This is a genomic window from Chitinophaga sp. XS-30 (assembly GCF_008086345.1).
Lineage (GTDB): Bacteria > Bacteroidota > Bacteroidia > Chitinophagales > Chitinophagaceae > Chitinophaga.
The window spans coordinates 4,196,794-4,215,349 of sequence record NZ_CP043006.1; the positions used below are offsets into that span (position 1 = coordinate 4,196,794).

Genomic DNA, 18,556 nt, shown 5'->3' on the forward strand with positions numbered 1-18,556 from the left:
ATTTCAATTATAGGTTTGGTTTACTTCATGCTTTCCCTGAAGCCACAAGCGGCGCTTCCCCGCCATACCATTTTTTGCGGAGCCAGAACGCCACATTCACCAACGCGATCAGTGCCGGCACTTCCACCAGCGGGCCTATCACCCCGGCAAAAGCCTGGCCGGAATTGATCCCGAACACGCCTATCGCCACAGCTATGGCCAGCTCGAAATTGTTGCCTGCCGCCGTAAAGGCGATGGAAGCATTCTTTGAATAGTCCGCGCCCAGGGCCTTCCCCAGCACAAAGCTCACCAGGAACATGATCACAAAATAGATCGCCAGCGGAACCGCTATTCGCAGCACATCCATCGGTATCTGCACGATCAGCTCTCCTTTCAGGCTGAACATCACCACAATGGTGAACAGCAGCGCGATCAATGTTATGGGGGAAATGGCCGGAATGAACTTTTGCTGATACCACTCCTCTCCTTTCAGGCGGACCAGCGCAAACCTGCTGATGACGCCCGCGGCAAACGGAATGCCCAGATAGATCGCTACGCTTTCCGCGATCTGCCCGATGGTCACATGCACTTCCAGCCCATTCATGCCGAATAACGGCGGCAAAACGGTGATGAAGATCCAGGCATATACACTGTACAGCAATACCTGGAAAACGCTGTTCAGCGCTACGAGGCCGGCTGCGTACTCCCGGTTGCCTTCCGCCAGCTCGTTCCACACGATCACCATCGCAATACAGCGCGCAAGGCCAATGAGGATGAGGCCGACCATGTATTCCGGATAACCATGCAGGAAAAGCACTGCCAGCGCGAACATCAATATGGGACCGATCACCCAGTTCAGCAGCAGGGAAACACCCAATATCTTCGTGTTCCGGAAAACTTCGCCCATCTTGCTGTAATTCACTTTTGCGAGCGGCGGGTACATCATCAGGATGAGGCCGATAGCCAGCGGGATATTGGTGGTGCCGGAAGAAAAGGAATTGATGAAACCGGCGCTGGAAGGAATAAAATACCCCAGGGCCACACCCATGGCCATGGCCAGGAATATCCATAAGGTCAGGTAACGGTCGAGGAATCCCAATCGCTTTCTTTGGGCTGGATTGCAGTTATTCATTTATTATTATATTGCTATGTTACGATAAATACAGGGAAATTTTTTTAACAGCAGCCATCTGATGGCTTCACCTCCGCAAAGAAAGCGGAAAAATACTCGCGGTACTTCTTCCAGTTACCCGGGTGGATGCAATAGCACACGCTGGTCCCCTCAATGGTCCCCTGGATCAGTCCCGCTGTTTTCAGTTCTTTCAGGTGCTGCGAAATGGTGGCTTGCGCAAGCCCCAATTCGTCCACCAGGTCCCCGCAGATGCAGGTATTGGTCTTGATGAGGTATTGCAGTATGGCGATGCGGGCAGGATGCGCAATGGCCTTCGCCATCGCCGCCATTTCGTTCTGCTTCTTGCTGAAGAGCTCCGTACGCGTAATGCCCATGGTCAGATAATTTATTGCAATATTACGATATAAGAACAAAACATGCAAATTCCGTCCGCATTTTGAATTATGGGCGGGAAACTATACTTTTGCTGCCGAAATGGCAAGCACCCTCACATCTACAACGGTTACTCCACCCTGATAAACAGCCGCTGACTGTTTACTGCCCGGATGTCCTTTACTCAGGCCATCCCAAAATTTCATATTGATCATATCGTCTTTACTATTTTAATAATAAACCATCGAACATGAGGGCTTACCTTAACCTATTTGATTTCAAACAGAAAGTCAACTACAAAACCGAGATACTGTCCGGCCTCACCGTGGCCCTGGCGCTGATCCCTGAAGCGGTGGCATTTGCATTCATCGCCGGGCTGTCTCCCCTGACAGGCTTGTACGCGGCATTCACCATCGGGCTGGTGACCTCCATCCTGGGTGGCCGCCCGGGCATGATCTCCGGTGCTACGGGCGCGGTAGCCGTAGTGATCGTAGCACTGGCCAAAACGCATGGCGTGGAGTATATTTTCGCTACCGTGGTGCTGGCGGGCATTATTCAATTGATCGCCGGGGTACTAAAACTCGGGAAATTCATCCGCCTGGTCCCTCATCCGGTGATGTTCGGGTTTGTAAATGGACTGGCCATCGTGATATTCATGTCCCAGCTCGTGCAATTCAAGGTGGAAGACGCTACGGGAGCGCTGCACTGGATGACCGGCGCACCCCTTTACATCATGGTCGGGCTCGTGCTGCTGACCATGCTCATCATCTGGGGCCTTCCGAAACTCACCAAAGCTTTTCCTTCCTCCCTGGCCGCTATCCTGGTGATATCCGCTATAGTGATCGGGCTGAATGTGGACACGAGAACTGTAGGGGACGTGGCCTCCATCAAAGGCGGATTTCCTCCCTTCCATATTCCGGCGGTGCCATTCAGCTGGGAAACCCTGCAGGTGATCCTGCCGTATGCGGTAATTGTGGCCGGTGTTGGCCTTATAGAAAGTCTCCTTACCCTCAACCTGATAGACGAGATCACCGGTACCCGCGGCCGTGGCAACAAGGAAGCCGTAGCACAGGGTACTGCCAATATCGTGACCGGCTTTTTCTCCGGCATGGGCGGTTGCGCCATGATCGGCCAGAGCCTCATCAATATCTCCTCCGGTGCCCGTGCGCGTTTATCCGGCATCATCGCCTCCGTGATGCTGCTGGTTTTCATCATGTTCGGCTCTTCACTGATAGAACAGGTGCCGATGGCGGCCTTGACCGGTGTGATGGTCATGGTGGCAATCGGTACATTCGAATGGGCATCCATCAGGATGATCGGTAAAATGCCGCTGCACGATGTATTCGTAGGTATCCTCGTAGCCGCAATCACCGTGATCTTCCATAACCTCGCCGTAGCGGTGCTGATCGGCGTTGTTATTTCGGCGCTGGTATTTGCCTGGGAGAATGCCAAACGCATCAGGGCGAAAAAATATACGGACGACAAAGGCGTTAAACATTATGAGATATACGGACCGCTTTTCTTTGGCTCCATCACAGCTTTCAATGAAAAGTTCGACGTAGCCGCCGATCCCGCGGAAGTGGTCATCGATTTCCGGGAAAGCCGCGTGGTGGACATGTCCGGCATAGAAGCCCTGAACCGGCTGACCGAACGGTATAAAAATGCAGGGAAGACCCTGCACCTGAGGCACCTGAGTGAGGACTGCAAACTGCTGTTGAAGAATGCCGCATCCATCATCGAAGTAAATGTTATGGAAGATCCCCACTACCGCGTGGTGGTGGATAAAGTCTGAAATTCCTTAAATTGAAGCCGGAAATCTGCGCGGCCCCGAAAACTGGTAACCACGCCGTGCAGTCATCCGCATCATCAATATACCAAAACCGGCGCCTAAATACCCGCAGCATGACCTTTTCGAAAATATCCTTCATACTCAGCTTCATTTTGCTGCTGACCTTTTCCGGCGCAGCATCCGCACAATCCGGCCAGCCCGTGGTAACCGACGTTACAACCGGTTTGCTCGAATGGATCAAACACCTGAATGCCGATGTCAACAAATATTTCTTCCGGGAAAAGGCTGCGGCGCTGGACCAGCAGCTAGGCCTCTTGAAAGAAGACCTCAGCTTGTACATGAAAACAAGGAAGTCCTTATCCGACAGCCTTTTCCGGCACAACGTGGCGGGCGGCAAAGTGAACGATAACGCCCTGGAACTGCTGCAAACCCGGATGACGGCGGTGATGCAAAAGATGCGGGATGTTACGGACCTGGTGGGTACGGAGCTGCAGGCGGAAGGAGACCGTTTGAACAATGACATCTACGATGCGCTCTTCGGGGAAAATAACCGCTTCCTCTCCCACCTCGAAGTTTTTCTGGCCGGTTATGACGTAACCAAAAAAGATCTGGCGCTGGATAACAGCGCAGGATACTCCCGCCTCGAAGCATGTATCAACGAGATCACCGCCTTGCAGGACAAGATCCGGAAGAAAATGAAGTAAGCGGCACGGTTCAGCCCTCCATCCATGCCAGCAACTCCGGCGCTTTTATCTTGCTGACCACGATGCGCTCGGGCGGGTTCACATCCAGCTTTACCACCAGCCGCCGGTTGAAATAATGTTCGGCCATCAGCAGATTGTTCCGGTTGATGAGGAACTGCCGGTTGGCCCTGAAGAACAGCTTTGGGTCCAGCTGCAATTCCAGCTCATCCAGCACCTCCCTGGTGGTATAGGTATGGTTGCCCTTGGTGTACAGCGTCACCAGCCCACCGGCGGAATAGATGAATGCGATATCGGCCGTTTTTACCGGGATGATCTTTTCATTCCGGAATACCAGCAGCCCGCTTTTGTACACCGGCTGCAGCTGCGTCATCAGCGTTGCCAGCCGCGGATCGGCCGTCTTCCCTCCCAGGAACTGTTTCATGCGCTCATACTTCCGGAGGCTGCCCGCCAGCTTGTCCTCATCCACCGGCTTCAACAGGTAATCGATGCCAACGGTCTCGAAAGCCTGTATCGCGTATTCATCAAATGCGGTGCAGAAGATCACCGGGCAGCCGGTATCTACAGCCCTGAATATCTCGAAACTCAACCCGTCCGCCAGTTGTATGTCCGACAGGATCAGCTGTGGCGGCGGATTTTTCTGCAGCCATTGGATAGCAGCCTTTACGGAGGGAATGATATCCACCACCGTCAGCGCATCGTCAAGGCGCTGTATCATGCCTTTCAGTTCTTTAGCCGTTTTGGCTTCATCTTCAATGATCAGTACATTCATGATCTACCGGTTAATAATGGAACTTTTACTTCGAACTTTTCCATGGTCTCATGCACAACGATATCACGGTCCGCCAATATGCGGTAGCGCTCCCGGATATTGCTCAGGCCGGTACCGAGACTGTTGCGGATCACATTGCGCCGCCGTATGGAATTGCTGACCACCAGCCAGCCTTCCGCTTCCGTGCTGATGCAGATCCGTAACGGCATCTCCGCATCCACGACATTGTGTTTCACCGTATTCTCGATCAGCAGCTGCAGCGTGGCAGGCGGCAGTTTTCTCGTGTACCAGGAGGCATCCACACGCACATCGATAAACAACGCATCTTCAAACCTTTCTTTGAGAATATGCAGGTAAGCGCGCGTAAAATCCAGTTCTGCCTGCAGTTCCACCAGGTCCGCCATACGATTGTTCAGCAGGTACCGGTACACTTCGGCCAGCTTCTGGATGAATTCCCGCGGCGCTGTTTCATGCGTCATGCTTCGCAAGGTGCCCAGTGAATTGAAAAGAAAATGCGGGCTTACCTGCTCCTGCAGCAAGCTCAGCCGTGCCTGCAGATTTTCCTGCTTCAGCCGCTCGTTCTCCAGCCTGGATTGCTGGCTCTGGGCGGACATCCGCAACAGGTAAGCGATGAAATACAGGAATCCGCCGATCACGATCCCCCGCGTCACCAGCAGAAAGTGCAATACCAGCATACCCCTCGGGGCATATTCGATTCGCTGCTGCACTTCGCTGACATCCTGCGTAACATAAAAGAGCAGTACGGACATCGCCACACATCCGGTTACGGCCCACACTCCTTTCCAGCCGTAACCCTCCGGCCGGGCGCGCTGCATCACATACTGCACGAGCATCCAGCACAAAAACGCATTGACGAACGACCCGGCCAGCGTAACCAGCGAATGCATCATTTCCTCCCGGTACACCCCCAACGCATGCCGCATCAGGGCAATGAACAACGCAATGATCAATCCCGTTACCGGGTAAAATCTCCTCATGTTGCAAAGGTACCGGATGGAATATCCGGTGCGCCTTAAAGGGCGGGTGAAGCGGACAAATTGGGGGCTGATCTGACACAGGCGGCCGGTCAGTATAAAGCGGGCATTCAAAAGCGGGGATGGTTCAATTTCCATTTTGTCCATTTCATCCCGTCACGATCATTTCGTCCTCCGCGCCGCTCTACCTTTGGCGGACCGATAAAACGCAAACCATGAAGTTACCTGTATTCACGATGATCTTTTGTTTATGCATATCGGCCCTTTCGGCCCAGGACAGCCGCCAGGTATCCGGCCGCATAACCGATGAGGCCACCGGCGAACCGCTTTCCGCAGTAACGGTGACCGTAGCAGGCAGCCGCATTGGCAGCAGCAGCAACACCGATGGCTATTTTATGCTGACCGGCATCCCCCGCGATACCTTCACCCTTCGTTTCAGCTGCATCGGCTACCGGCCGCTGGATTACCCGCTGGGAAACGACGCACCATTGTCCGGCCTCCGCATCAGGCTCACCGCCGACGCGGGTGCTTTAAAAGAAGTGGTGGTGACCGGGGAATCCAGGGAACGTTTCAAACTGAATCAGCAGATCGGCATGATCCGCATGAACCCCAAAATGATCGCCTCGCTACCTTCGCTTGGCGAGAAGGATATTTTCCGCGCTTATCAGCTGATGCCGGGCGTCAGTGCAGGGAATGAGCAATCCGCCGGCCTGTATGTCAGGGGCGGTACGCCGGACCAGAACCTGGTGGTGTTCGATGGCTTTACGGTGTATAATGTAGACCACCTCTTCGGTTTCTTCAGCGCATTCAATGCCAATGCCATCAAGGACGTGCAGCTCTACAAAGGCGGCTTCGACGCGAAATACGGCGGGCGCCTGTCTGCCCTCATGGAGATCACCGGCAAGGAAGGCAACAAAAATGCATTCAACGCCGGTATTGACGCGGGCTTTCTGAGTGTGAACGGATTTGTGGAGACGCCGCTGGGCAAAAAAATGTCTGCCCTCATCACTTACCGGCGGAGCTTTGCCACTTCGTTTTACGACAAACTGAAAGATCAGGCTACGATAGACAATGGCCGCAACCAAAGCGGGCGTTTGTCCGGCATAGGCGAACGCTTCCGCGGTCAGGCGGACGTGCAATCTTACTTCTCCGATCTTAATGCCAAGCTGACCTTCCGTTCAGACGCCGGGGATGTGTTCAGCTGGAGCTTTTATTCCGGCAAGGATCATATGGATAACAGCATTGAAGCCGGAGGCGGCTCCTGGATATCCCGGCGGCTCTCCTCCTTCTTTGCCAACACAACGGACGTGGCCAGCTGGGGCAACACCGGCACCAGCCTGAAATGGAGCAAACAATGGTCTCCCGCCCTCTACAGCCACACACTCGTGAGCTACTCGAACTATTTCAGCGAAAGGGAAAACACGCTGCGCAGCGTCATCACCGATTCCCTGGGGGCAGACCGCCATTTCCAGAGCGGCGCTATTGAAGATAACCAGCTGTATGACTACGCCGTGCGCACGGACTGGGAATGGACGGTTTCACCGGTTCAACGGCTGGGCTTTGGTGTGCAATACAATTACCAGGATATCTCCTATCAGTATTCCCGCAACGATACGCTCACGCTCATAGACCGCCAGACGCAAGGCAATACCCTTGCCTTCTACCTGGAAGACAAGATCAGCCTGGCGGACCACAAACTGCTGCTGGTGCCGGGCATGCGCGTCACTTCTTTTTCCCCTACCGGCCAATGGTATATTGAGCCGCGCATCCGGGGAGACTTCCAGCTGAGCGAGCGGGTGAAACTGAAAGCGTCCGCAGGCCAGTATTACCAGTTCGCCAAAAGGGTGATCCGCGAGGATGTACTGCGCGGAAGCCGCGATTTCTGGCTGCTGACCGATGACGAGCGGATACCCGTAAGCTTCTCGCGCCAGTATTCCGCCGGCGCCAGCTGGGAAAATGCGAAGTTCCTTATTGATGCGGAGGTGTACGTCAAAAAGATGGAAGGCTTGTCCGAATACACCTTACGCTTCCAGCCAACAGGCGGTGCGGCGAATTATGCTGACTTCTTCTACGAAGGCACGGGAGAAGCCCGGGGCATCGATCTGCTGATACAGAAAAAGGCAGGGCGGTACAATGGCTGGATAGGTTATACCCTGGCCGAGGTCACTCATGATTTTGACGTGTACGGGCCGGATAAATTCCCCGCATCCAACGACATCCGGAACGAATTTAAGACCGTCCATAATTACCGGCTCGGCAGGTTCGACTTCTCCTTATCCTGGATGTACATGACCGGCAAGCCTTATACTGCTCCCACCGGAGGATACCAGATCACTTTGCTGGATGGTACAAAAGTGGATTACCTGAACGTATCAGCGAAAAACGCGCTGCGGCTGCCGGACTATCACCGCATGGATGTTGCCGTTACGTTGAATTTTGGCCAGCCCGGGAAGTTCAACGGCGCCATCGGCCTCTCGCTGTTCAATCTCTATAATCAAACCAATATCTGGTACAAGAACTTCGACATCATTGAAAATGAAATTGTGGAAACCGATGTCAACTACCTGGGATTCACGCCCAATCTCTCACTCAGCCTGAAATTAAAATAAAGCACCGCCATGGAAAAAATCAGACAATATATCATCCCGGCAATTTCGGCACTCCTTGTTTTCTTTTCTTCCTGTACGGAGGAAGATGCATTGGCGCCTGATCCGCTGCCGGTTGTGGAAAGCTACCTCACTCCCGGTCAGCCGGTGAAGGTGCAGATCACAAAAGAGATCCTCTATGGTAAAACGGATACGTTGATCCCTTTGGAGGGCCTGGTGGTGCAGATCAGCCATAACGGCCAGTCCTGGCCGCTGATGGAGACCGCTGCGGGCCAATATGGCACCGCATCCCTGCAGATCGCTGCCGGAGAAACGTACCAGCTTTCGTTTACTTATAATGGACGGGAGATCACGGCCACAACGGAAGTGCCGGCATTTCCCGGAACGGTAGCGGCATCCGGTACAAGCCTCACAGTGCCGCAACTCGGGTCGGGAACGGGGGTAGAGATCCCTGATCCCATACAGTACACCTGGGATAATCCTGACCAGGAATATCATCTGCTGGTGGTGCGGAATTTGGAAGCCGATCCGCAGCCGATCACTTTCAATATCGGTGACGACATCATCGAAAAACCGGAACCTGTTTTCAGGATACCGCCGCACCGGGGCAACAGCCAGCAGCTGTCTCTCGGCAGGTTCTCTTACTATGGCCGGCATGCCGTGATCCTGTACCGGATACAACCGGAATATGCCGCATTGTATGAGGATAACGGCAATAATTCCGGCAACCTCGTTGCTCCGCCTACCAATATCAGCAACGGGCTGGGCATCTTCACCGGCGTAAATGCTGCCGATACCCTGTGGGTCCAGATACGTTAAAAGACGGTTCACCCCCGGGTTTGGCTGTTTCACCGCAGATGGCCTGACTTCAGGGATTACCGCCAGTCCAATACCTAAAATCACAAACTATGAAAAAGTTCATCATTCCCCTGATCCTGATACTGGGTACTGTCAGCACAGCAGTAAATGCACAGGTAGTCGTTGTAAGGCCCCCTGTTCGCCGCGTAGTGGTAGTACCTCCTCCGCCGCCGGCAAGCGTAACGGTAGTAAGGCCGTATCGCCGGGTGGTGGTAGCCCGTCGCCCGGTACTCGCACCGGTAGTTGTGGTAAAACCGGCACCGGTGGTGGTGGTAAGACCTGCGCCGGTAGTGGTGGTTCCGCCGAGGGTCTTTTTAAAACCTGCGCCCGTAGTGGTGCCGCCACCGCAGCCGCTGGTGACCGTGCATAAGCAGGTAGTGGTACATAAGCTTTAACGTAGCCCGGGATGATGGTGTTTTTCCGTATATGAACGCGGAAATTCACTGTCCCCCGGGGATACACAAAATATCCGGAAGAATGGGCCGGTACCATCAGCACCCCGGCGCCTGGCGAAGGCCGGAATAACACAACAAATACCAGAAAAAAACAAAACTGAATGCGCAGTATGATAATCCGGCGGTCCCATTTATACATCAGCAAAACCTGCTGGTACGCGCTGATCTGCGGACTATTTATGACAGGCTGTGCCGGCAGCCGGCACACCACCTCCGCTTATGGCGCCGGGTGGCCTGCCGTTCATGCAGATAGCCGGAATTCGGATTATTCGCCGGTGCGGGGCGCAAAGAAACTGGCATTCGCCTGGCAACGGAAATTTGAAGGCACCATCAACCTCGGGCCAACCACCGGTCCGGACGGCAAAGTGTACCTGACCACCAGCGCAGACGGCTGCCACCTGTATGCCCTGAACAGTGAAACAGGGCAAACGGTATGGTGCAGCGATGAGGTGAACAAATTTGCCGTTGCCTCCTCCGCCCTGCTGGACCGGGAGGGGCATATCTATCTCGCAGATGATGAGGCCATGCATGCGTTCGACAGATCCGGAAAGCTGTTGTGGGAAACACCCATTACCGGCTTTCCCCTGTCAGCGCAATTCACGCAAACCGGCAGGCTCATCTTCATCACCCATATCGGCCTCATTTATGTGCTGGACAAGGCGACCGGCAACCCCGTTATGGAAACGGTGAACCTGGCGCCGGAGCATTCGCTGAACAAGACCTTCGACCCACGAGCCTGCATGCGCGGCACTGCGGACTGCCCATGTGCGAACACCCTGGCTTTCGACCAGCAAAACGGCCGGTTCTATTTCACCTACTGGAAACCCGGTACTGCGCAGGCCGGATTACGCGCCATGCAGTACACGGAAACAAACGGACCTGCGGTAACGCTGCTCTGGGAAAACCTTGCGCTGCCGGGAGGCAGTGCCTCCAGTCCGGATATTTCCGCCGATGGCTCACGCATCTATGTAAATGATAATGCAGGCGGCCTGCATGCGATAGATGCCGTAACCGGGAAGAACATCTGGCAGTTTGAGATCGGGTATGAAACCGGCGGCAGCCAATCCACTTCTCCGGAAGGCCTGATCATGCCAGCAGGTGGCAATGGCGCGGCACTGATGTGCATCAGGGACGAGGGAGACAGCGCCCGGCTGTTATGGCGCCGGGAAGATATGCATAACCGGGGCGTAGCCACACAGGCAGCCGGAGGGTTGTCCTATGTCACCGTCGCCGCCGCTGCCGGAAAACTTAATAATGACCTCGCCGTCGTGGATGTCCGTACCGGAAAGGAGCTGGACAGAAAGCACCTGCCCGGCACGACCATCTTCACTGTTGGCACCACCATCGGGCCGGAGGGAAATGTGTATGTACCGACGTTTAACGGATTATTATTCGCATACCGGCCGGCATAACAAGATCTGAACAATGAAATACTATCCGGGAAAGCAGCAAGCCCGGGCCAGTCTGCTGGCTGGTCCGGGTCTTTTTCCGGGCTGCGGTAACGAAGGCATGAACATACTGTTCATGTGATAGCCGGGCCGCATCTTTTTTATCTTTCAATTACATTATTTTATGCGCTACAGATCATTCCTGTTGAACATATCTTTATGCCTTGTTGCCTTTGGTGTGCAGGCGCAGGACGTCAGGGAAAAGCCGTCCATTCTCAGAACAGGACCCGGCCTCAGTTATTTTTCCAATCATGAAGGCAGCCGCGGCGTTCCCCGGATGGGATTAAGCATAGCCCTTGCGCCAACATTCACCTTATCTGAACAGTTTTACCTTAAACCGGAGCTGGCCTTTTCCATGAAAGGCGGCAAAATTGAATACAACACCTCCGGGGTGTTCAATGGCAGCGTCCGTTACCGGATCAACTACTTTGAGCTGCCCCTGCTGCTGGGCATCCGCCCGCTGGACTGGCTGGCCTTTGAGCTGGGTGGCTATGGTGCGGTGGAAGTGGGCGGCAACTTTGATTTCACCGGTACCTTCTCCTATGGTTACGGCGTGTTTGACCGGGATGACCTGAACGATTTTGATTATGGTGTAGCGATGGGCGTAGTGCTGAGGAGCCGGAGGCTGCACCTCGGCATCCGCTATTATCACGGGCTGCAGGAGGTATCGTCCGGCAGCGCCTCGCATATTTTACTGGGAGATGCCGCCATGCGCACCTTTCAGCTGACCTTGCAAAAGGTCCGGCAGCGCCGCCGGAAGTGGTAACCGGAACGGATATAGCAAGATCTGAATGATATCCGTAATTTCGTTGCCTGATGAACAACAACATCCCGGTAAAGAACAAGATCAATACGGACGATCTGATAAAGGTGGAACGGTTCCGGAAGAATATCCGGAACACCGCTCCCCATAAGCATAACCACTATTTCGAGATCGTATTTCTCACCGCAGGCACCGGGGATCACTGGATCGATGGCGTGCAGTACAGCATTAAGCCGGATGTGCTTTTCTTTATTACGCAGGACCAGGTGCATAACTGGGCACTGCAGACGGAGCCGGAGGGCTTTGTGCTGATCCTTAAAAATGCTTTTATTGAAAAGAGCCTGGACCGGGAGTTGAAAATGCTGCTCTACCGCCTGAACGGCATACCCTGCATCTACCCTGAGCATGAGCCGGGCATTTTACCTTTATTTGAATTGCTGGCAGAAGAACACCGGGCCTCAACGGAAATGACCCTGTACATTATTGAAGGCCTTTTAAAAGCCCTGCTGGCCAGGATACTGAACAACGCCCGGCAGGAACCGAACCGCGCAGCGGCAAGAACAGACCTGTACCATACCTTCATGGGCCTGCTGCATACCGGCGCGCCACCCGTTAAAATGAAAGTGGCAGATTTTGCTGCCAGGCTCAATACCACCCCGCAGAACCTCAATGCCGCCTGCCGGAAAGCGGTAAACAAGTCTGCCGCCGAAGTACTGGCCGATCATATTATGAACGAAGCCAAACGTTTGCTGCGGTACACGAACAAAACCGTATCCCAGATATCCCTTTCCCTGAATTTTTCCGACCCCTCCCATTTCGTAAAATTCTTCAAGCGTATCACCGGCCATACGCCGCAATCTTTCCGTTCCCTGTAGCAGCGCATACCAAACCATTTTCAAAAATACCATAAAGGACTGCCGGCCCGGAATAGCTTTGCGTTTTCATATCACGCAATACGCCCTCGTGGAACAGCACTATGACTTTATTCAAGCTACCGTTTAAAACCCTCTGCGCCGGATGCCTTCTTGTACTGCTGCATGGCCGCCTCGCCGCGCAACAGCGCAGCCTTTCCATCCGGGAAGCCGTTTCCCTCGCAGCGGCACAGCAGCCGCAGCTAAAGGCGCAGCGGGAACAGGCCAATGCCGCCGCTTATGGGACGGACCTCGCCCGTAACACCCTGATGCCGGAGCTGACAGCCGGTTACCAGGCGGGTTACGCTACCTATAACAATATTACCGGGATGACGTACCCGGGTATGTACCTGCCCATCAGCGGTCCGCCTTCCGCCGGTAATACCTATGATGCGGTGCCGGGTACCGTTTTATCGGCGTTGCTGACATGGAGCCCGCTCACTTTCGGGCAGCGCGAAGCCGCGGTGGAAAAGGCGGCCGCTCAATACAAGCTGGCTGGCAGCCAGTACAACGATGCCCTTTTCCGGCAACAGTATGCCGTTATCTCCGCTTACCTGGATGCCGTGTACCTGTTCAAACTGATGCAAAGCAGCAAGGGAAATATCGAACGCAGTAAAACAGGATTGGAGCAATCCCTCGTGCTGGCAAAAGAAGGGTTGCGCCCCGGCATAGATACCGCCCAGTTCCAGTCCGCACTCGCCCAGGCGGAAATAGACCTGCTGACCCTGCAAAGGAAATACTTTGAGCAGCTGACGGAACTGGCAAGGCTCACCGGCGTTCCGGACCAGCCGAAAGCATGGCTGCTGGCGGATACATTCCTGGTTCATGACCTGCCGGCACTCCCGGATACCAGTGTTGCCGCAGCGATGCATCCTTTGTACCAGGTCTACCAGGACAAACTGGACGTCAGCGAGGCGGCACTGAAAGCGGTGCAGCGGGAATGGCGGCCGAAACTGGACATCTGGGCCAATGCCTATGCGCGCGGCTCTGGCGTTGCCGCGGACGGAACGGTGAACAAGGCAGACGGATGGTCGCTCTCCCGCAATAATTATGGCGCCGGCATACAACTCAGCTTTCCCGTGCTCGGTTTTTCGCGAACCGGCCTGCGCAAAAAACAGTACCAATCCCTCCTGCGCTCAGACGAAGCGCAACTGGAACAGGTCAAACTTGATCTGCAGCAACAGCGGAACAATGCCGCTTTCAACTTCGATCAGCAACTTGGCATTGCGCAACACTCGCTGGTACAGACACGTACCGCGCAGTTCGCCTATACCGGCCTGCGGCTGAGCTATGAGAACGGCCTGACGGATTTCACCCGGCTGATGCAGGGACAGTATGAATTGCTGAAAGCCGAGAGCTTCCAGGCCGGCGCCTTCGTTCAGGCATGGCGTGCGCTGCTGGATATATCGGTGGCCAATGGCAACCTGGACGTTTTTATTGACAACCTGAAACAATGATATGAAGCTGATCATCGCAGCATTACGGCATCCTGTTACAATATTGGTCGCGGTAATAGCCATACTTTTTTTCTCCTTTCTGTCTATCCGCAATGCAAAGGTGGATATCTTCCCGAAGCTGGGTTTGCCGGTGGTGTATGTAGCACAGCCTTACGGCGGTCTTTCTCCGGAGCAGATGGAAGGCTTTGTGACCTCTTATTATGAATACCATTTTCTGTATATCACCGGTGTGAAATATGTGGAATCGAAAAGTATTCAGGGCGCTGCCATTATCAAGATAGAATTTAACGAAGGTACCGACATGAGTCAGGCCATGGCGGAAGTTGTGGGATATGTGAACCGCTCCCGCGCATTCATGCCGCCGGGAACGGTACCGCCTTTTGTCACCCGCTTTGATGCCGGCAGCGTGCCGGTAGGCCAGCTGGTATTCAGTTCAGATACCCGTTCCCTGAGCGAGATATCGGATCTTGCCTTATTCCGTGTGCGGCCGATGTTCTCCACGCTCCCCGGCGTGTCTGCCCCGCCGCCATTTGGCGGCAACCAGAAGACGGTGCTCGTGACGGTTGACCCCGAAAAACTCCGTGGCCACAACCTTTCGCCGGACCAGGTAGTGCAGTCGCTCGTGAAATTCAACAGCATTGCCCCGGCGGGGAATGTGCGCATTGGCGACACTACTTACATCACGCCGCAGAACAGCATGATCGAAACATTGGAAGACCTGCAGGATATACCGCTTCATCTTGGCACGGGCCCTTCCGTGTATGTAAAGGATATTGCCACGGTAAGTCTTGGTGCGGATGTAACAACGAGCTATGCGCTGATCAACGGCAAACGCTCCGTGTACATTCCGGTAACCAAACGGGCCGATGCCTCCACCTGGGATGTGGTACAGCGTGTAAAAGCGGCGTTGCCGGACATGCAGGCATCCATTCCGGAAGACATTAAGGTCACTTACGCTTTCGATCAATCGGGTTACGTGATCAATTCCCTCAAAAGCCTTTTATTCGAAGGCGGTCTCGGCGCCATCCTCACCGGCCTGATGGTACTGCTTTTCCTGGGCGACCGCAGGAGCGCGCTTATCGTGATCATGACCATTCCGCTGGCGCTGTTATCCTCTGCAACATTGCTATACCTCACCGGGCAAACGATCAATATCATGACGCTCGGCGGCCTGGCTTTATCGGTAGGCATTCTGGTGGATGAAGCCACAGTAACCATTGAAAACATCCACCGGCACATGGAAAGCGGTAAAAGCAGGGCGAGAGCCATTGCCGATGCCACCCGCGAGATCGCGGGGCCTAAACTGCTGATCCTGCTGAGCATCCTGGCTGTATTTGTACCGGCGCTGTTCATGAACGGCGTGCCGAGAGCGATGTTCATGCCGCTGTCTCTCGCCGTAGGTTTTGCGATGATCGCATCCTTCCTGTTATCACAGACCTTTGTGCCCGTCGTCTCCAACTGGATGCTGAAAGATCATCTGCCAAAGGAAAACAGGAACGGCTTCTTTGAAAAGATAAAAGCACGTTATCATACAACGGGGCTGCGTTCGGCCGCGAGATTCAGGGTCTTTACAGCACTGTTCCTGCTCATTTCGGCTGGACTGGTGGTGTTGCTGCTTTCTGCTACCGGAACGGAGCTCTTTCCGCCGGCAGACAGCGGGCAAACGCAGGTGCGCCTTCGCATGCCGGTAGGCACGCGCTTTGAAAGAACGGAAGACGCTACGCGAAAACTTCTTCAGCTATGCGACAGCATTGCCGGAAAAGGCAACACCGAAATATCCTCCACTTTCATCGGCACGCAGCCTTCCAGCTACCCGGTCAACTATATTCATTTATGGACGGGCGGTCCACATGAATCCGTTACCCGCATCAAAATAAAAAGAGGCATTGTCCCCATCACTGCCTTTAAAGAAAAATTGCGGGAGGCTGTCGGCAAGAACATGCCAGGCGTAAAGATATCCTTTGAGCCGGGAGATATTGTGGAACAGGTATTGAACCTGGGCAGCACGAACCCCGTTGAAATAGCCGTCATCAACCGCAACCTGGAAGCCGGCAGAAAAACAGCCGTCGAACTGGTAAAAAAATTGTCCGCCATCCCTGCCCTGCGCGACATTCAAATAGCCACTCCGCTGGATTATCCGGCCATCAGGCTGGAAGTGGACCGCGTAAAAGCAGGGCAGCTGGGCATCACCAGCGAACAGATCGCCAGAGCCACCACAACGGCCACATCCTCCAGCCGTTTTACCGCACCCAGTTACTGGCTGGATAAAGTGACCGGTACCGCTTACCAGGTACAGGTGCAATACCCTGAATACCGGATGAACAGTACCGCGCAGCTGGAAGCCATTCCTGTTTCCGGCGGCGCAGGCACCACTCATTATCTCAGTGAAGTGGCTTCCTGGAAATACGCCACCATGCCCGGGGAATATGACCGGCTGAACCAGCAACGATATATTACCGTAACGGCCAATGTACACCGGGAAGATCTCGGCGGTGTTTTCAAACAGGTAGATCAGGCCATTGGCAGCCTCGGCAAACTTCCGAACGGCGCAAGGATCGTCATGCGCGGCCAACCGGAGCTGCTGCGGCAAACGCTCACGAGCCTGCAGTTTGGCCTGCTGATCGCCGTAGTGGTGATCTTCCTCGTGATGGCCGTGTACTTCCAGTCGTTCCGCGTAGCGCTGACCACATTGTCCGTAATCCCCGCGGTGATTGCCGGCTCCCTTTTGCTGCTGCTCGTCAGCGGCCACTCATTGAACATTCAGTCCTACATGGGCACCATTATGGCAGTGGGCGTAGCCATCGCAAATGCGGTGCTTTATATTACCCATGCGGAACAAAACCGGAAAACGGGGATCGCCGGCGCGCACATGCAGGCGGCGGAAGCAAGGCTCAGGCCTATTCTGATGACAAGTCTGGCTATGATAGCAGGCATGATGCCGATGGCGCTGGGCATCGGAGAAGGCGGGGACCAGACCGCCCCCCTGGGTGTAGCCGTGATCGGCGGGCTGTTATTTTCAGCGATCAGTGTATTGTTCTTTCTTCCTCATGTTTACCAGCTGCTGACCGGCAGAAGGTCTTACCAGTCCGTGTCCCTTGACCCGGATGATGAAAACAGCAAAACTTATGACAAACAATAATATGCGCGTTATTTCGATACTATCAGCCGCCATCTTCCTGGTTTCCTGTGACAGCGGCAGCAAAAGCCCGGCTTCAGAAACGCCGGGAACCGACACTGTTCCCGCCTTCATCCTGAAAGCGGACACCGCCAGGAAAACAGTGGAACTGCCTGCAGAACTGCTTCCCTATGAACAGGCTGTGCTGTTTGCAAGAGTGGAAGGTTTTGTACGATCGATGAAAGCAGACCTTGGTGATAATGTAAAAAAGGGACAGGTGCTGGCGGTCATCGAAGCACCGGAAGTCTCCAGCCGCTTCGCGGAATCCGAAGCCACCCTGCTTTCGGCCAAAGCGAAATGGGCTTCCAGCCGGGACAATTTCGAGCGGCTGTACCGGGCGTCAAAGGCGGAGACACCGGGTATCGTTGCCCCGGCGGACCTGGAGCGCAGCCGTCAGCAAATGCTGGCAGACAGCGCCGGCTACGAAGCAGCGGCCAGGCAATCACAGGCATACAAAGCCGTATCCGGCTACCTGCATATCACCGCGCCGTTCGACGGCGTGATCACCGCGCGCAACGCTGATCCCGGAACGCTAGTGGGAAGCGGCGCAATGCTGTTCACCATCCAGAACAACCGCACACTGCGCCTGAGGGCGGCGGTGCCGGAAGTGTATGTGAACACCGCAGCATCGCTGAAGGAAGTTGCTTTTACCGTAGATGCCTGGCCCACACAACAATTCACGGCAACATTAACCCGTAAATCCGGCGCCATAGATCCGGCCACACGCACAGAGCTGTGGGAATTTAAAGTGGACAACAGCCGCCAGCTGCTGAAGGCCGGCGCTTTTGCATACGTGAAGATCAGCATGGAGCGCCAGGGAATATCTTATGTGGTGCCAGCCCCGGCCATTGCCACCACCCAGGAACGGAAGTTCGTGATCGTAGTAAAGCATGGCGAAGCGCAATGGGTGGACGTGCGGCAGGGCATGGTCACCAATAAGGGCGTGGAAGTATTTGGCAACCTGAACGAAGGAGATACCGTGCTGGTGAAAGGTACCGATGAACGGAAACCCGGTACGTCCGCTCACTGGAAGGTACAACGATAATACACTCCAGGCACTCCATCGTTTGTTAGCCCATCCCGCTGCTGCCCCTTTCAAATAGTCAACCAAATTGTCAATCTTTTGTTAATTTCCTGATACCC

16 protein-coding genes are annotated in these 18,556 nt (G+C 54.5%); 11 read left to right on the plus strand and 5 right to left on the minus strand.

Annotated features, from left to right (window positions below):
- Positions 1–25: 25 nt before the first annotated feature.
- The 3 genes from arsB to FW415_RS25570 all read right to left on the minus strand — a co-directional run bounded on the left by arsB (position 26) and on the right by FW415_RS25570 (position 1,698).
- Positions 26–1,111 (minus strand): ACR3 family arsenite efflux transporter, encoded by a 1,086-nt coding sequence (arsB, locus tag FW415_RS17090; RefSeq protein ID WP_148387478.1) that lies wholly within the window; start codon positions 1,109–1,111, stop codon positions 26–28.
- Between the two features lie 44 nt (positions 1,112–1,155).
- A complete protein-coding gene (locus FW415_RS17095) occupies positions 1,156–1,485 on the minus strand; it encodes a helix-turn-helix transcriptional regulator (protein WP_148387480.1) in 330 nt (109 codons plus the stop codon).
- 81 nt (positions 1,486–1,566) lie between these two features.
- On the minus strand, positions 1,567–1,698 hold the full coding sequence (locus tag FW415_RS25570; protein WP_256378879.1) for a hypothetical protein: 132 nt from the start codon (positions 1,696–1,698) through the stop codon (positions 1,567–1,569).
- A 35-nt stretch (positions 1,699–1,733) separates the two neighbouring features.
- Here FW415_RS25570 and FW415_RS17100 point away from each other — a divergent pair, with 35 nt between their 5' ends.
- Together FW415_RS17100 and FW415_RS17105 are read left to right on the plus strand one after the other, a co-directional pair.
- A complete protein-coding gene (locus FW415_RS17100; RefSeq protein WP_148387482.1) occupies positions 1,734–3,275 on the plus strand; it encodes a SulP family inorganic anion transporter in 1,542 nt (513 codons plus the stop codon).
- A 110-nt stretch (positions 3,276–3,385) separates the two neighbouring features.
- Positions 3,386–3,976 (plus strand): hypothetical protein, encoded by a 591-nt coding sequence (locus FW415_RS17105; RefSeq protein ID WP_148387485.1) that lies wholly within the window; start codon positions 3,386–3,388, stop codon positions 3,974–3,976.
- 10 nt (positions 3,977–3,986) lie between these two features.
- Here FW415_RS17105 and FW415_RS17110 read toward each other — a convergent pair whose 3' ends face one another.
- Together FW415_RS17110 and FW415_RS17115 are read right to left on the minus strand one after the other, a co-directional pair.
- Positions 3,987–4,745 (minus strand): LytTR family DNA-binding domain-containing protein, encoded by a 759-nt coding sequence (locus FW415_RS17110; RefSeq protein WP_148387487.1) that lies wholly within the window; start codon positions 4,743–4,745, stop codon positions 3,987–3,989.
- Entirely contained in the window at positions 4,742–5,743 is a 1,002-nt protein-coding gene (locus tag FW415_RS17115; protein ID WP_168208853.1) for a sensor histidine kinase, read from the minus strand. The genes FW415_RS17110 and FW415_RS17115 overlap by 4 nt, the downstream gene beginning before the upstream one ends.
- Before the next feature lie 212 nt (positions 5,744–5,955).
- Between FW415_RS17115 and FW415_RS17120 the strand changes: the two genes are divergently transcribed.
- The 9 genes from FW415_RS17120 (at position 5,956) to FW415_RS17160 (ending at position 18,458) form a co-directional block, all read left to right on the plus strand.
- Positions 5,956–8,349: a TonB-dependent receptor gene (locus tag FW415_RS17120; RefSeq protein WP_168208854.1), complete on the plus strand. Its 2,394-nt coding sequence runs from the start codon at positions 5,956–5,958 to the stop codon at positions 8,347–8,349.
- Between the two features lie 9 nt (positions 8,350–8,358).
- Positions 8,359–9,165 carry a DUF4249 family protein gene (locus FW415_RS17125; protein ID WP_148387493.1) on the plus strand — a complete coding sequence of 269 codons (807 nt, stop codon included), beginning with the start codon at positions 8,359–8,361 and terminating at the stop codon, positions 9,163–9,165.
- A gap of 89 nt (positions 9,166–9,254) precedes the next feature.
- Positions 9,255–9,599 carry a hypothetical protein gene (locus tag FW415_RS25185; RefSeq protein WP_210420722.1) on the plus strand — a complete coding sequence of 115 codons (345 nt, stop codon included), beginning with the start codon at positions 9,255–9,257 and terminating at the stop codon, positions 9,597–9,599.
- A 161-nt stretch (positions 9,600–9,760) separates the two neighbouring features.
- A complete protein-coding gene (locus FW415_RS17135; protein WP_148387495.1) occupies positions 9,761–11,071 on the plus strand; it encodes a PQQ-binding-like beta-propeller repeat protein in 1,311 nt (436 codons plus the stop codon).
- Positions 11,072–11,231: 160 nt separating this feature from the next.
- Positions 11,232–11,873 carry a porin family protein gene (locus tag FW415_RS17140; RefSeq protein WP_148387498.1) on the plus strand — a complete coding sequence of 214 codons (642 nt, stop codon included), beginning with the start codon at positions 11,232–11,234 and terminating at the stop codon, positions 11,871–11,873.
- Between the two features lie 50 nt (positions 11,874–11,923).
- Entirely contained in the window at positions 11,924–12,745 is an 822-nt protein-coding gene (locus FW415_RS17145) for an AraC family transcriptional regulator (RefSeq protein ID WP_148387500.1), read from the plus strand.
- Between the two features lie 101 nt (positions 12,746–12,846).
- Complete coding sequence (locus tag FW415_RS17150; protein ID WP_148387502.1) at positions 12,847–14,238, plus strand: TolC family protein; 1,392 nt, start codon at positions 12,847–12,849, stop codon at positions 14,236–14,238.
- A gap of 1 nt (position 14,239) precedes the next feature.
- Entirely contained in the window at positions 14,240–17,377 is a 3,138-nt protein-coding gene (locus FW415_RS17155) for an efflux RND transporter permease subunit (protein WP_148387505.1), read from the plus strand.
- Positions 17,364–18,458, plus strand: coding sequence for an efflux RND transporter periplasmic adaptor subunit (locus FW415_RS17160; RefSeq protein WP_168208855.1), 1,095 nt, complete (start codon positions 17,364–17,366; stop codon positions 18,456–18,458). Before FW415_RS17155 ends, FW415_RS17160 begins: the two co-directional genes overlap by 14 nt.
- Positions 18,459–18,556 lie beyond the last annotated feature (98 nt).

Excerpts from the sequence above, each read along its gene's own strand:
- FW415_RS17105 (WP_148387485.1), top strand. The coding sequence starts at position 3,386 with ATGACCTTTTCGAAAATATCCTTCATACTCAGCTTCATTTTGCTGCTG.
- FW415_RS17100 (WP_148387482.1), top strand. The coding sequence starts at position 1,734 with ATGAGGGCTTACCTTAACCTATTTGATTTCAAACAGAAAGTCAACTAC.
- arsB (WP_148387478.1), bottom strand. The coding sequence starts at position 1,111 with ATGAATAACTGCAATCCAGCCCAAAGAAAGCGATTGGGATTCCTCGAC.
- FW415_RS17155 (WP_148387505.1), top strand. The coding sequence starts at position 14,240 with ATGAAGCTGATCATCGCAGCATTACGGCATCCTGTTACAATATTGGTC.
- FW415_RS25570 (WP_256378879.1), bottom strand. The coding sequence starts at position 1,698 with ATGATCAATATGAAATTTTGGGATGGCCTGAGTAAAGGACATCCGGGC.
- FW415_RS17160 (WP_168208855.1), top strand. The coding sequence starts at position 17,364 with ATGACAAACAATAATATGCGCGTTATTTCGATACTATCAGCCGCCATC.
- FW415_RS17145 (WP_148387500.1), top strand. The coding sequence starts at position 11,924 with ATGAACAACAACATCCCGGTAAAGAACAAGATCAATACGGACGATCTG.
- FW415_RS17135 (WP_148387495.1), top strand. The coding sequence starts at position 9,761 with ATGCGCAGTATGATAATCCGGCGGTCCCATTTATACATCAGCAAAACC.
- FW415_RS25185 (WP_210420722.1), top strand. The coding sequence starts at position 9,255 with ATGAAAAAGTTCATCATTCCCCTGATCCTGATACTGGGTACTGTCAGC.
- FW415_RS17120 (WP_168208854.1), top strand. The coding sequence starts at position 5,956 with ATGAAGTTACCTGTATTCACGATGATCTTTTGTTTATGCATATCGGCC.
- FW415_RS17115 (WP_168208853.1), bottom strand. The coding sequence starts at position 5,743 with ATGAGGAGATTTTACCCGGTAACGGGATTGATCATTGCGTTGTTCATT.
- FW415_RS17125 (WP_148387493.1), top strand. The coding sequence starts at position 8,359 with ATGGAAAAAATCAGACAATATATCATCCCGGCAATTTCGGCACTCCTT.
- FW415_RS17095 (WP_148387480.1), bottom strand. The coding sequence starts at position 1,485 with ATGGGCATTACGCGTACGGAGCTCTTCAGCAAGAAGCAGAACGAAATG.
- FW415_RS17150 (WP_148387502.1), top strand. The coding sequence starts at position 12,847 with ATGACTTTATTCAAGCTACCGTTTAAAACCCTCTGCGCCGGATGCCTT.
- FW415_RS17140 (WP_148387498.1), top strand. The coding sequence starts at position 11,232 with ATGCGCTACAGATCATTCCTGTTGAACATATCTTTATGCCTTGTTGCC.
- FW415_RS17110 (WP_148387487.1), bottom strand. The coding sequence starts at position 4,745 with ATGAATGTACTGATCATTGAAGATGAAGCCAAAACGGCTAAAGAACTG.